General features: G+C 33.3%; 10 protein-coding genes. All 10 read left to right on the plus strand.

The features are described 5' to 3' along the window. Positions 1–116: 116 nt before the first annotated feature. The 10 genes from Q4548_RS13165 (at position 117) to Q4548_RS13205 (ending at position 14,562) form a co-directional block, all read left to right on the plus strand. On the plus strand, positions 117–992 hold the full coding sequence (locus Q4548_RS13165) for a family 16 glycosylhydrolase (protein ID WP_303455778.1): 876 nt from the start codon (positions 117–119) through the stop codon (positions 990–992). Positions 993–1,025: 33 nt separating this feature from the next. Next, the gene (locus Q4548_RS13170; RefSeq protein WP_303455780.1) at positions 1,026–3,629 is read left to right on the plus strand and encodes a VPS10 domain-containing protein; all 2,604 of its coding nucleotides are present in this window, start codon (positions 1,026–1,028) and stop codon (positions 3,627–3,629) included. 128 nt (positions 3,630–3,757) lie between these two features. Continuing rightward, positions 3,758–6,568, plus strand: a complete 2,811-nt coding sequence (locus tag Q4548_RS13175) for a VPS10 domain-containing protein (protein WP_303455781.1) — start codon at positions 3,758–3,760, stop codon at positions 6,566–6,568. Between the two features lie 4 nt (positions 6,569–6,572). Next, positions 6,573–8,351, plus strand: coding sequence for an arylsulfatase (locus Q4548_RS13180; RefSeq protein WP_303455783.1), 1,779 nt, complete (start codon positions 6,573–6,575; stop codon positions 8,349–8,351). Between the two features lie 20 nt (positions 8,352–8,371). Then, positions 8,372–8,998, plus strand: a complete 627-nt coding sequence (locus Q4548_RS13185) for a family 43 glycosylhydrolase (RefSeq protein ID WP_303455785.1) — start codon at positions 8,372–8,374, stop codon at positions 8,996–8,998. Next, positions 8,914–9,825, plus strand: a complete 912-nt coding sequence (locus Q4548_RS13190) for a hypothetical protein (RefSeq protein ID WP_303455787.1) — start codon at positions 8,914–8,916, stop codon at positions 9,823–9,825. Before Q4548_RS13185 ends, Q4548_RS13190 begins: the two co-directional genes overlap by 85 nt. Positions 9,826–9,844: 19 nt before the next feature. After that, complete coding sequence (locus Q4548_RS13195) at positions 9,845–11,683, plus strand: sulfatase-like hydrolase/transferase (protein ID WP_303455789.1); 1,839 nt, start codon at positions 9,845–9,847, stop codon at positions 11,681–11,683. Between the two features lie 355 nt (positions 11,684–12,038). Continuing rightward, the gene (locus tag Q4548_RS17235; protein WP_369281299.1) at positions 12,039–12,119 is read left to right on the plus strand and encodes a T9SS type A sorting domain-containing protein; all 81 of its coding nucleotides are present in this window, start codon (positions 12,039–12,041) and stop codon (positions 12,117–12,119) included. Between the two features lie 17 nt (positions 12,120–12,136). Next, a complete protein-coding gene (locus Q4548_RS13200) occupies positions 12,137–13,753 on the plus strand; it encodes a sulfatase-like hydrolase/transferase (protein ID WP_303455791.1) in 1,617 nt (538 codons plus the stop codon). 8 nt (positions 13,754–13,761) lie between these two features. Continuing rightward, on the plus strand, positions 13,762–14,562 hold the full coding sequence (locus Q4548_RS13205; RefSeq protein ID WP_303455793.1) for a polysaccharide deacetylase family protein: 801 nt from the start codon (positions 13,762–13,764) through the stop codon (positions 14,560–14,562). The last annotated feature ends 48 nt before the right edge of the window (positions 14,563–14,610 follow it).

Consider the following 14,610-nt stretch of genomic DNA (forward strand, 5'->3'; position numbering starts at 1 on the left):
TAATACAAATAGTCGTTTACAATAAAAACATATCTGTTTTTAAAAAACTCAATACTCATACTAGTTCACGTGAAAAATATAGAAATTTAATCCACTCAAACTTAAAGTCAAGCATAATGAAAATAAAAACATTCAAAATAACATTTTTAATATTGTTACTAAGTAGTCCATTTTTTGCTCAAAAAACACCTTATATAGTAAAGGATGATGGTTTAGAACTTTTAAACAAAGAATGGAAGTTAATAAAAGAAATGTCTGACGAATTTAATGGGAAAAAATTAGATAGTAAAAAATGGGTGAATTCTAGAGGAGGATGGATAGGTAGACCTCCTGGTTTATTTGTTCCAAATACAGTAAAAGTAGAGAAAGGAGAATTAAGGATTACAAACTATAAATTACCAGCATCTGTTACTAAAAACGGAAAAGAATTTACGCACGCTTGTGGATTGGTTAGTTCTAAAAAAGCAATGACTTATGGTTTTTACGAATGTAAAATGAAAGCAAGTAAAACATTTATGTCTTCTACTTTTTGGTTAATAAGTGATAAAAGAGAATTATCGGGCTGTGACAAAAGAACAACAGAACTAGACATTCAAGAATGTGTAGGTAGAATTGTAACAGATAAAGCTTGGGCAAAAGATGCTGATGTAAGAATGGGATCTAATACGCATAGTAGAGGTATTCCTGCTGATTGTGATATTGTAAAAGGAACCAAAGGAGCTAAGGCTATTTTAAAAAAAGGAAAGGTGTATGAAGATTTTCATACATATGGAGTTTGGTGGAAAAACAAAAACGAAGTCTTATTTTTCTTAGATGGAGAATTGGTAAATAAAGTAACACCTCCTGCAGATTTTAATATTCCAATGCACTTAAAAATGGTTACAGAAACCTACGACTGGAATCCAGTACCAGCAGATGGTGGTTTAACGGGTTCTAAAAAAGAAAGAACAACTTCTTACGATTGGGTAAGAACTTGGAAATTGGTAGAATAAATAACAGCTAGAGAATAATCAACGTTTAGAATAATGAGAAATATTAAATTGTTTATAGTTACAGCTTTGTTCGCATTTCAAGTAAATGCTCAAGAGTCTAAAGCACAAAAAAAGTTTTTTAAAGAAATAAAAACAGAAAAAGTGATTTCTGATACATCTGTAGTATGGAAAAATTTTGGACCAGGAATGTCTGGATATAATGAAGAGTTTTGGTGTCATCCCACAGACCCTAATGTAATGTTTATGGGGCCAGATATGCATGTGTCTTACGGTTCTTGGGACAATGGAAAATCATGGCATACTATTAAAGATTCCGATGGAGATGGAACAGATATGGAGCGTGTCTTGGATATAGATTTTTCTACACAAAATCCAGATTTTGGTGTAGCTATAGAACGTGCAGGAGGTGTTTATACCTCTAAGGATAGAGGTAGAAATTGGCAAGAAGTTTACAAAATTCCAAGAGTAGGCAAGGGCAGTAAATACACCAATGCACATACACAAGTTGCCATTCATCCTAAAGATGATAAAACTTGGTTTATTGGAGCAGGAGATTTTTGGAACGTAAAAAACAATCATAGAAGTTTAGCTAAGCCACATGGAATTAAGAATCAAAGAGCAAGCTATGGTTATATTTTAAAAACAACCAATGCAGGTAAAACTTGGAAAAAAATTGCAACTAATATTTCTGAGGATTTAGATGTGGGTAGAATTATCATCAATCCAAAAAATCCAAAACACATGGTAATTGCTACTAGCCATGGTTTATTTATAAGCGATAATGGAGGAGACGATTGGAAAAAAGGTAACAAAGGACTGCCTAATGATTTACCTCGAGATTTATCTTCTTATTACAACAAACAAACAGGAGAGTTTGTGTTGTATTTGGTAGAACAAACGGTATATGAAAAAACAGGAAATTCAACGACTGCTAAAGGAGGTGTGTATAAAAGCGTTGATGGAGGAGAATCTTGGTCAAATATTACAGGGAATTTATTCATTAATCTAAATAAAATTAATTTTTATCCAGAGGCTGATAGATACTACAATACCATTGCATATTGGTTTGGTATTAATAAAAAGCAAGCTAAGAATACATTAAAAGAATTACCTACAGCAACAATGCCTGTTTTTAACCGTATGGTTGTGAACCCTACAAACAAAAATGAAATTTACTTAGTTTTTAATAAAAAACACGACAAAAGTTTTGGACCTGGTGATGCATTTAAAACAGAAGATGGAGGAAAAACATGGATTGTTTGTGCTCGTCAAGGAAAATATTGGTTAAGTAAAAAAGACAAAGCTTATTGGGCTAGTAGAAACAATCCTATAGGAGCTAATGTAGATTTTGCACATTTACAAGTTAGCATGGATAATGGAATTGAGCGTTCTGGTAATCGTATGTTAGCAATTAATGCTAAAGGAGACGTATTTATAGGAATTGATCAACAAACACTTCGTTCGAATGATGGAGGAAAATTATGGAAACAAGTAGATGATTTTGAAACATCACCGGGAAGTAACAAATGGATTGGTAGGGGTGATAGTGATTTGCCAGGTAGATACATGTTGCATGAAACAGGAATTAAAGGACGAAGATTATTAGCTAGTGGAGAACACGGTTTGTGGCAAACTACAGATTTAGATGGATGGCCAGACAAACAAGCCGTAGCTGTAGAACAAATTGATGGACAAGTACATGATCATGATGGAATGCACGGACAACATTCAACTTCTACAATGGCAGTACATCCTAATGATCCAAACACTATTTATTCTTTAGCTTGGAGACAAGAACACAGAGGTAAATTACGTAGAACACAAGATGGAGGTAAAACTTGGGAAAATATAGCGACTATTTTTGAAGGAGACAATCCTTCTTACCGTGGTTTGTTAACACAATATTCTTTAACTATTGATTCTAAAGAACCAAAAAACATGTATTTCTGTACAGTTTTAAAACCTATTTCAGAAGTAGGTGATGGTTCTGCAAAACTAACCAAAGGAGGTTTTGGTTTCTACCGTTCTTTTGACGGTGGTTATACTTGGGAACTAAGCAATAAAGGATTTCATCCAAAAGCAAGTGTAAGAAGAATCAAATTAGACCCTAAAAATCCAAGTATCATTTATGCTGCATTAAATGATAACAATGGAGGTTTGTACAAATCAACAGATAAAGGAAGTAATTGGGAGAAAGTGAAAATTCCATCAGAAATAAAAGCGGTAAATAACGTGTTTATTGATAAAAATAATCACAATTTATACATTGCTACAGGTAGAAAAAATGGAACGTATGAAGAGGGTGGTGTTTGGAGAAGTACAAACAACGGAAAATCTTGGGAACAAATATTTAAAGCTCCTTTTGTATGGCAGGTAGAAACCTCTCCATTAGATGAAGATTTAATTGTTATTAGTGTAGCAAGTCATTATCCAACTAAATTTAAAAATCCAGGAATTTATCTTTCTAAAAACGGAGCAAAAAGCTGGATAAAAATCAACAAAGGATTGGGGCAACCTAATAAAATGGTAGATGTAAAACCAGATCCATACAATAAAAACGTATTGTGGAGTGCTGCTTGGGGATCTGGTTGGTTTATTACCTATTTAAATGGTTCTACAGACAGTTGGTTAAAATAATCAGCCTCTAAAATAGCAATCCAAACAAAACGTTGGATTGCTATTTTTGGTTACTATTAAATTGTGTTTTACAAGTAATGTTATTTGTGTATAAAGGTTTAAAATAAATTAGAAAAGAAATGTTTGGAATGAATCAAATAAAAAAAAGAGGTTTCTTTTGTGTTGTTATGTTGTTGCCATTGTTGACGATAGCACAATTAGATAGATCATTTTTTAGAAAATTAGAAAGAGAAAAAGTAACGTCTTCAACAAAAGTTACTTGGACACAATTTGGTCCAGGAAACGCAGGATATGCAAACTTATTACGTTACCATCCTACTTTGCCAGGAGTAGTGGCTCAATGTCCTGATATGTGGAATGTGTATCAATCTAATGATAATGGAAAAGATTGGTACGGAATTACAGACCCCGATGGAGATGGAACTTTTTATCATTTAAGAGATTTAAGCTATTCATATAGTGATGCTGATTTTGGTTTGGCCATTTCTTCTTCAGAGTTGTGGCATACCAATGATTTGGGAAAAACATGGACTGTAGTTCCTAATTGTCCATGGTACACAATAGATGTAGATGGTGGTGATAAAAACAGGTGGAAGAAAAAAGTTGCTGCGGTAGCTATAGATCCTAAAAATAAAAAAAAATGGTTTGTAGCTGGTGGAGCGAATGTTCGTGGACAAAATTGGTTGTCTAGTTACAAAGCGGTAACCAAAGCAAAACCTCATGGAGCTAACGCAATAAATGAAGGTAAATTGTGGAGAACAACCAATGGTGGAAAATCATGGAAATTGATCACCAAAGGATTACATTCTAAAGCACAAATAGGAAGAATTATTGTAAACCCTAACAATACAAATCAAGTGTTTGCAGCTTCTAATTATGGATTGTATCGTTCTGAAGATGGGGGAGATAGTTGGACTTCCGTTTCTGAAAACGTTTTTGATAATGATATTGTTATGGATATGGATTTTTACTACCATGCCAAAACAGGAAAATTTATTTTGTACGCAATTGATCAGGTACAATACTTGCCTAATGGAGAGACTACAAAATGTACAGGAGGAATTTTTTATTCTGAAGACGAAGGAACTTCTTGGAAAAAAATAAATGGAGATTTAGGGTTGGATATCAATCAATTGACAGGAGGAGTGCCTGCCAATTATTACAAATACATCGCAAAATGGTTTGGGATAAGTGTGGCTCAAGCAAAGAAGAAATATCCTAAGTTGCCTACAGAAGCGCTTCAGAATTATACTATGCTAAGTGCAGATCCAAGTAGAGAAAAGGCTTTGTATATTGGATTTGCAGATCCTCAAGTAGGGAATTCTATCATGCCAGGTCGTTTGTGGTCTACAAATAACAATGGTGAAAAATGGACAAACACTGCTCGTTTGTACGAAGAAACTTGGGCAAAAGATAAAGATTATTGGAACGCTAGAAAAAATCCATACCATAAAAACATGAACGTTGGTCACTACTCTCCTCATATGAGATTTGGAAAAGATTATGCACTTCGTTCTATGAGAGCTTTGGCTGTTGGGGTTGATGGAAGTGTAATGATTGTTTCAGACCACAGTACCATGTTGAGCAAAGATCATGGAGAAACTTGGCAACAAGTGGATGAAGACAAAACTCCATTGGGTGGAATTGTTGGTCACGGAAATAGCAATTTACCTGGATTGACCATAGCCCAAGACAGAAGAACTAAGAGTACATTGTTAGGTTCTGGTGAACACAGTCTTTGGCTACCAACAGGAGAAATGGTGAATAAGGTTCCTGCTATAAAATTTGAAAATAGTGCACCAGAAACGGTTAGTAACTTGGTTTTTGACCCGTATGATGAGCACATTGTTTATGCAACATCTAACAGACAAGAAGGTAAACAATACATATACAAAAGTACAGATACAGGAGCTTCTTGGAAAAAACACGGAGTGGCAACTCCAGCCACCAACAAGTGGAAAGATGACTTTTATACCAATGGTTTGACAATTGATCCAATCAACAATCAATACCTGTATTTTGGAATTACCAAGATTGTAGACCCAAATAAAGGAACTAAAGGAGGTTTTTATTTTTCGGAAGATTACGGAAAAACATTCCAGCAAAGCAATAATGGACTGCCTTCACCAGCTCGTATCAATGATGTTCAATTTGATCCTAGAGATACCTCCCGAAAGTCTTTGTTTGTAGCTGCAGAAAAAAATACACAAAGTTATTTTTTGCCATTGGCAGAAGGAGGTTTGTATTTTTCTTCGGATAGAGGACAACATTGGGAGAAAGTAAAAACGCCAAAAGAAGTGGTAAGTGTACAGTTTGTAAAGTTTGACAATACCAACCGTATGTACATTACTACGGGTCACAATACAGGTGGTGCTGGTGTTTGGTACACGGATGATTTTGGAGAGAAATGGCATCAGGTTTTTGACTTTGAAGGAACTGAGTCTATTGATATTTCTCCTTTTGATCACAATTTAATTGTGGTTGTAGTAAGAAGATCTAAAATCAATCAAGGAGTGTATTTGACAGAAGATAGAGGACGTACATGGACAAAAGTCAACAGGGATATTGTAACACCACATCAGATAGAAGATGTGAAATTTGATGTTTTTGATACTTCAAAAATGTGGTTGGCAAATTTAGGGACTGGTTTTTATATGGGAGAGATAAAAGATGGGGTTAAGAATAGAGTGGTACAAATGGAAACTACAGCTATTAAAATCAATAAAGGAGAAAAATTAAAACTAAAAGCAAAGGTTGTCAATTCTGATGCTGAAGGAGAAAAATTGATTTGGAAATCAGAAAATACAGGGATTGCTAAAGTTGATAACAAAGGGAATGTAATAGCTATAGGAAAAGGACAAACTAAAATTTGGGCAACTACAAAAACGGGAAGATATAGCGATTTTAGTATTGTTACAATACTTCCAAAAACAAAATAAGAACATGTTAAAGTATATAAATAAAATTGCAATTTTTCTGTTATTGTTGTTGACTTTGTCTTCTTCATTGTATGCGCAAAAAGCACCAAATGTTGTTTTAATATTAACAGATGATCAGGGGATTGGAGATTTGGAATGTCATGGGAATCCTTGGTTAAAAACACCTCATATAGATTCGTTTTACAATCAATCGGTACGAATGACGGATTTTCATGTAAGTCCACTTTGTACTCCTACAAGAGCCGCAATAATGACCGGACGTTATCCTATAAATAATGGAACTTGGTCAACGTTTAAAGGACGAGATGCTTTGTCTAAAAATGCAATAACCATGGCAGATGTATTCAAACAAAATGGTTATCAAACAGCAATGTTCGGAAAGTGGCATTTGGGAGATAATTATCCAACTCGTCCTACAGATACTGGTTTTGATACCGCAATTCATCATTTAGCAGGTGGAGTAGGAGAACTTTCAGATTATTGGGGGAATAGTTATTTTGATGATGTGTATTATGTAAACAATCATCCCAAACAATTCAAAGGATATTGTACAGATATTTGGTTTGATGAAACAATGAAATACATAGACAAAAACAAAGAGAAACCCTTTTTTGTGTATTTGCCTTTAAACGCTCCACACGATCCGTTAATTGTAGCTCCTAAATATGCAGAGCCTTATAAGAAATACGAAGGCAAAGAAATTATAAATGCTAATTTGTATGGAATGATTGCTAATATTGATGAGAATTTTGGAAAGTTCAATCAATTTTTAAAAAACAAAGGACTAGAAAAAAACACCATTGTAATTTATATGAGTGACAATGGAACGCGTCATGGATATAGTAGAGATGGAAAATTAGGCTACAATAAAGGTTTTAGAGGAATTAAAGGAGATAAGTTAGAAGGAGGTCATAGAGTTCCTTTTTTTATTCGTTGGCCAAATGGAAATATTCAAGGAGGAAAAGATATTTCTAAATTGGCAGCTCATGTAGATTTGATTCCCACATTAGCGAGTTTGTGTCAATTGACAATTCCAGAAAACATGCCCTTAGATGGAGCTGACTTTTCATCATTATTACTACAGAAAAAAAATAAAAATAAGAACGAAACCGTTTTTGTGCACCATCGTCAAGATTGGAGACAACCCAAAGATGTAGAAGGAACATGTATCATTCAAAATCAATGGAGATTGATCAATGGAAAACAATTGTATGATATAGAAAAAGATCCTAAGCAATTAAACAATTTGGCAAAGAAACATCCAGAATTGGTCAAAGAGCTATTGAATAAGAACAAGGATTTTTTAAAAAAGACGAAAAAAAATCCTGAGTATTATCAATTACCAGCAAGTGCTGTTGGTAACAAAGCTCAGAAAGAAATCAAACTAACAATACAACATGCTATTGGAGAAGATAGTGGGATTTGGAAACCAGAACAAATAGCTTCGGGGATGAAAAACAAAAACAATACACATGCAATTGATGTAGAAAAAGAAGGGGATTATTTAATATCATGTCAAAGATGGCCAAAAGAATGCTTAGGGGCTATTTGGGGAATTCCAAATAAAAATCCTAAGGATATGTATGATTACAAGACCATTCATCCTGAAAAAGTACAAATCAAAATTGGAGGTCAAATTTTAGAAAAAGAAATCCAAAAAAATCAACAAGTGGTAACTTTTAAAGTTCATTTAACCAAAGGAAGAACTTTGTTGGTAAACGATTTTATAGAAGGAAAAGAAACGTATGGAGTGTATTACACTTACATAAGTACAGTAGAATAAAAGAGAGATAAATTTAGCAAATGAGAAATGTATTGAGGTTATTTATACTATTGTGTCTGTGTGTTGTAAACTTAGGGATTTCACAAATAAAAGTTAGGAAGAACCCTAAAGAATCTAAAATAACAACAACACAACAATTGGAGGTAAATGATGTATCGCATACGGTGAAAAATGAGATCGAAAAAGACGTTAGAAAAAATTTAGAAGTAATACATGTAGATGTTATTGCTCCAGAACATGGAATGGCAGATCCTCATGTTTGGGTACAAAACGATACGGTTTTTGCTATATGCGGTCATGATGAGTCTTGGGAAGGAAAAGGTTCTTTTAGAATGGATAGATGGGAAGTTTGGTATAGTACTAATTTAAAGAACTGGAACCACTCGCGAAATATCTATCCAAAAGATACCTATATAGGAAATCAACCTAATTGTTGGGCAGGAGATATTACTGAAAGAGATGGAAAATATTATTGGTTTTTCTCTAATAGAAATATAGATACAGGTGTAATGGTTGCCGATGAAATTACAGGGGAATATAAAGATTTATTAGGAAACCATTGTTGCCAAAAGGAATTGTACCAGTGCATCCTTACGATCCTGAAATATATATTGAAGACGATGTGTATACCCTTTGTTTTGGAGTAAATACATATTACATGGCAACTTTAGCTAAGGATATGAAATCTTTAATTACCAAGCCCAAAGCTATTTTGGTGAAAGACAAAGATGGAAATAAAGTGAGTACAGATGATAAATCAACTTTATTTAAGCGTAACGGATGGTATTATTTAGTTTATGGTTCTACTTATGCCATGTCTAAAAATTTATACGGTCCCTATGAATTAAAAGGAGCCTTTTTAAAAGGAGGGCATACTAGTTTTTTTGATTGGCATGGACAAAAATATGTGTTACAAGAAAATCACGACATCAGTGCTTTTTATAGAGGTGCTAGTTTAAAACCTGTGTTTTTTAATCAAGATGGAACAATTGTAATTCCCAAAGAAGATGATATGTATCCTGCACCTGGTAGGCCCTTTAAATTTATAAAGAGCACAATGGGGTGGCATGCTCAAGAAGGAACAGATATTTCTTTTAAAAACGGAGTAATCTCAGGAAATATTACGGATAAAAATGCATTTATCACGAGTGCACCATGGTTGTATACAGAATCTAAATTATGTTCAGAAATTACGTTTAAAATCAAAAACAATAGTACTGCTAAAAGTTTAAAAGTGGCTTTGTATAGTAGAGACTACAGCAGTAAATTTTGGACAATTAATGAGCCCGTGAATTGGAATGCACAAGAGTGGGTTTCTGTGCCTATTTCTGCTAATAATACAGAGTTTAAAACTTACACAATTGATTTAGTTCAGTTTTCACATATCAAACAAAGAATTATGCAAGTAGGAATAAAGCCAGCAGTAGGTGTTCGTAAAGGATCTTGGCAAATAGATGAAATCATTATAGAATAATTAAAAAACTAAAAGAATTATGAAACTAAATAAAACAATTTTGCTGTTCTTATTAGCCTTTATTTCGTTGCCTAAAATTAGCATGGCTCAAAAGCAAAAACCCAACGTACTTTGGATTTTAACAGATGATCAACGTTACGATGCTATTAGAGCTTTTAACAAAATGTTAACAGGTAAAGAAATGAGTGAATTGGGGTATGTGGAATCACCCAATGTAGATCGCTTAACAGAAATGGGAACTACGTTTGTAAACACCTATTGCCAAGCAACAGGCTGTGCACCTTCTCGTGCTTCTATGCATTACGGACGTTATCCGTTCCGTTCTGGAGTGTACGAGTTTGAATATCATAACAATAATGCTTCTCATTTTAAACCCACTTTACCAGAACAAATGGCTGCCTTGGGTTACCAAACTTTGCATATTGGTAAATTAGGAGTTCGTTTAAAAACTAAAGAAAATGGAAAGTTAAATTCAGCTAAAATTTACGATCAAGATATTAGTTTTAAACAATTAAGAATGGATGGGTTTACAGATTGGGGTAAAGACTGGTTTCGTGAGTTTGAAGGACAAAAATTGAAAAAACCATTAAAAAATGTAGAGTTTTTTGTAACGGATGATGGAAAATTTGAATACAAGTCTAAAGAGTTAGAGGAAATGTTTCCAAAGTATAAAGGGTCTGCTAAACGTATTATGGAAAAGTATGATTTGTTGATGCATTATAACAAAAAGAAAGGACCTCAAACCCCGTTTTCAAGTGGAATTATTGCAGGAGTAAGTTCTAGAAAAGCAGGAGAAACAAGAGATGGTTATTACACTAAGTTTTTTAAACAATATTTAGAAAATGAAAACAAAAAATTTGATGCAGGTTCTAGAAAATTTAAGGGTGTAAATCCAAGTAAACCCCTGTTTTGTCATATAGGTTTTGATTTTCCTCATACTCCTGTGTTACCACCAGCTAGTTATAGAGATCGATTTAAAAAGCATACTTATAAAGTACCTTCTTTTGATAAAAAAGAATTGAAGAATATGCCATCACAATTAAAAAAGTTAGTTACGGTTGATGCATCAGATCACTTTACAGATGAAGAAAAACAAAAAATGATTCAAGATTATTATGCCTTTTGTGCCTATGGTGATGCTTTAGTTGGAGAGGCTGTTGATGACTTTATAGCTTATAGTAAAGAAAAAAATCAACCTTGGATGATTGTCTATGTTTGTGGAGATCATGGGTGGAAGTTAAATGAGCATGGGGCTATTTCTAAATTTTCTTCTTGGGCTATAGATAGTCATAACCCAATAGTAGTTGTGTCATCAGACAAAAAAGCATTCCCTGCTGGAAAAGTGGTTAAAGATTTTACAGAATTTGTAGATATTGCTCCAACTATAATGGCTGCAGGTGGTGCAGATTTAAAAAAATCAGAATATGATTATTTGGATGGATTTGACATGCAAAAAGTAGCATCCAAACAAGCAATTAAAAGAGATTATATTGTTGGAGAAAGTCATGCCGTTACAGGACCAAGAGCTTATATTAGAACCAAAGAGTATGTGTTTTCTATGCAAACTCGTCCTACTAAAAAACGAGGAGAAAATATGGAATGGGCAAGAAATACAGATTACAAAGATTTAGCCCCAGCACTGTATGATATGAAAAAAGATCCTAATGAAATTAACAATTTAGCTTTTGATAAAAAGTACGCTAAGATTGTAAAACAAATGAAAGAAAAGCTAATCAACATTGTTTTAGGAGATAATAGAGTAGAAGTAAATTGGGGAAAAAGAGGAGATGGAACTCAAGTTTTTCATAGCAATTTTGCACCAGGAGCACACGATTATAAATTGACAGTTAAAAAATAAGAACTTATTTTTTAGCGTTTTAAACATACCTCCGTCTAAGGGTTTACTTAGGCGGGGTTATTTTTTTTGATTTTATTTTTTGGAGAAAAGACAATCATATTAACCATTATTTACACATAAAAGAACATACCGTCTTTTTGTTTGTTGTCTTTTGGGCTAATATTACTATTCATTAAGTTTTAATAACTCTAAAGAAAAAAATGAAATTAGTGTTTATCCAAATCCAGTAATTGGCAATCAGTTATTTTTTTCTAGAGATGTTAAAATTGCTGAATTTAAATTCAGTGTGTTTGATATGCAAGGAAAAGAACGATTGTTTGGAGTATTACAAGATGATAATATAAATGTATAAAGTTTGTCAAATGGAATTTATATAGTCCAATTAACTTCTTCAAAAGGAAAAATAACAAAAAAAATAATCATAAATAAGAACTAAAACTCAAGTTAACATAAATGAAAAATCTATTTAAAATATTCTTAAGCCTTTCATTGGTAACAGGTTCACCAATTAAAGCTCAAAATAAGCCTAATATTGTACTACTTTTTGCAGATGATATTAGCGCAAGAGAATTACCCATCTATAATTCTAAGGTGTGGTCTAAACCTATTAAAAGTGGAGCAAAAGATATCAATACATCAAACCTTAAATATAGAGCTTTTACACCTGTGTTAAGCAAAATAGCCGAAGAAGGGTGTTTTATAGAAACTACATTTGCAGCAACCATTTGTGGACCTAGTCGTGCCATGATGATGACAGGGCGTTATGCACATTTACATAAATGGTGGCATAATAAAGATAAGGGGAAAAATCCTAAAGGGAAAAATGGTTGGGACTTGTTTGATAGTTCTCCTCATACGATTGCTCATATTGCTAAAAAAGGGGGATATACTTCTTTTTGGGCAGGAAAAACTCAAATGAATATTGAAGGTTTTCCTTTTGATGAAGGATGTTTTACACCAGGAGAGGGGTCTTATAACAAAGCCATTCATACTACCGATTTTAGATTAGAAAAAAAGAAAGGAGATAAAAAAATATACAATGCAGATACAGGAAAACCTTTAGCGTTTAAATCTTATGTGCAGTCAGGATGGTATTGGAAACCTCATGTGCAGTTGATGAATCATCCTGATAATAAGAAAGAGTTTGAATGGTGGCCTAATAACAAAAAGGCTAAAAAAACTTTTGGGTTAAATACTTATGGACCGGATGTTGAACTAGACCATGCTTTTGATTTTATGGAAAGAAAATCAAAAAACAATGAGCCTTTCTTTATTTATCATACAAGTCATTTAGGGCACGATGCTTTTGATTTCTTTTATCCTGATTCTAAAAATAAATGGCCAGGAACACCAAAAATTAACTGGGATGGAAAAAAATATACTCGTACGGAGCCTAATATTACAGGAGATAATGGAGTGTACAATACACACAATTCTATTACAGAGCAAGGAATTCATCACCATGTAAACTATTTAGATTACCAAGTATGGCAATATTTAAATAAGTTCAAGGAATTGGGAATAGAGAACAATACCATCTTTATTTTTTGTGCCGATAATACTACAAGTGGTTACGGAAAATCTAGTCCTGTTTCTCAAAGAGGAACTCATGTGCCTTTAATTATTTATGCTCCTGTTTTAGAAATGACTAAAAAAGGAAAACAAGAAGTGCTGGCAAATATTTCTGATATTTTACCAACCATAGCAGATGTTGGAGGTGTGGAAATACCAGAAAGCTACGAGATTAACGGAGAAAGTTTAGTGCCTTTTTTAACAACGGATAAAAAAGAACATAGAAAATGGATTTATGGCTATCATATGGACAAGACGATCATCCGTGGAAGTTTGGTGCTAAAAGGAGGAAATGACAAATGGTACGATGTAAGTAAAACACCAGATGATTTGATTAGTTTTCCCGTAATTAAAGACTGGTCTAAAGTTTCTGAAGCTCATAGAAAAGAAAGAGATGAGTTACTACAGATTATTCCAAAATACAATTTGCATGAGACCGAACATGATGCTCCTAAAAACGGCTATGGAAAAGTACCTCCTTTAACATTAAAAAACTAATGCTAAAAATGATGTGTTTTAAATTATTAGGGCTTGTTTTTTTAGGATTGGTAATTCAAAATTGCACGGCTCAAACACAAGGAAAGTGGAACGGAAAAGAGTGTGCAGTTGTTTTAACTTATGACGATTCTTTGGAAGAACATTTAGACAATGTAATCCCTAGTCTAAATACCTATAATTTAAAAGGAACTTTCTATATTATTGGAAGTTCGGATTGTTTTAAGGAAAGAAATAGTGAATGGAAATCTGCTGCCAAAGAAGGACATGAATTAGGGAATCACACCTTAATGCATCCGTGTGCAAATACACCTAAAAGAAAAAAACAACTTCCTCCTGAACTAGATTTAAACAATTATACGTTAAGAAAGGTTGTAGACGAAATAGCATTTACGAATGATTTACTAACTAAAATAGATGCGAAATCAGAGAGAACTTTTGCTTTTCCATGTGGACAAAAAAATGTAAATGATACAATTTTCTATGATTATGTAAAGAAATATTTTGTAGGAGCTAGAGGTGTAAAACGTGGGATGAAATCTATGAACGAAATAGATTTAGAAGACATTAATGCTTATGGTATGAAAGAACATACAGGACAAGAAATGATTGCTTTGGTAGATGAAGCCATCAAAAATAAAAAACTACTTGTATTTTTATTTCATGGTGTTGGCGGAGGTAGTCCTTTAAATGTAGGCATAAAAGAACATCAACAATTGTTAGAGTATTTAAACTTACAAAAAAAGAAAGTATGGGTAGCACCTATGGTAGATGTTGCTTTGTATATAAAACAAAATCATCTAATTGAATAAAAGTAAATTAAAATATTACGTACTCAAATTTCTGATGAACACTTATTA

The sequence above is a fragment of the Wenyingzhuangia sp. 2_MG-2023 genome (assembly GCF_030548295.1).
Taxonomy (GTDB): Bacteria; Bacteroidota; Bacteroidia; order Flavobacteriales; family Flavobacteriaceae; genus Wenyingzhuangia.

Coding starts and splice junctions, on each gene's coding strand:
- Q4548_RS13165 (WP_303455778.1), top strand. CDS start 117: ATGAAAATAAAAACATTCAAAATAACATTTTTAATATTGTTACTAAGT.
- Q4548_RS13170 (WP_303455780.1), top strand. CDS start 1,026: ATGAGAAATATTAAATTGTTTATAGTTACAGCTTTGTTCGCATTTCAA.
- Q4548_RS13175 (WP_303455781.1), top strand. CDS start 3,758: ATGAATCAAATAAAAAAAAGAGGTTTCTTTTGTGTTGTTATGTTGTTG.
- Q4548_RS13180 (WP_303455783.1), top strand. CDS start 6,573: ATGTTAAAGTATATAAATAAAATTGCAATTTTTCTGTTATTGTTGTTG.
- Q4548_RS13185 (WP_303455785.1), top strand. CDS start 8,372: ATGAGAAATGTATTGAGGTTATTTATACTATTGTGTCTGTGTGTTGTA.
- Q4548_RS13195 (WP_303455789.1), top strand. CDS start 9,845: ATGAAACTAAATAAAACAATTTTGCTGTTCTTATTAGCCTTTATTTCG.
- Q4548_RS13200 (WP_303455791.1), top strand. CDS start 12,137: ATGAAAAATCTATTTAAAATATTCTTAAGCCTTTCATTGGTAACAGGT.
- Q4548_RS13205 (WP_303455793.1), top strand. CDS start 13,762: ATGATGTGTTTTAAATTATTAGGGCTTGTTTTTTTAGGATTGGTAATT.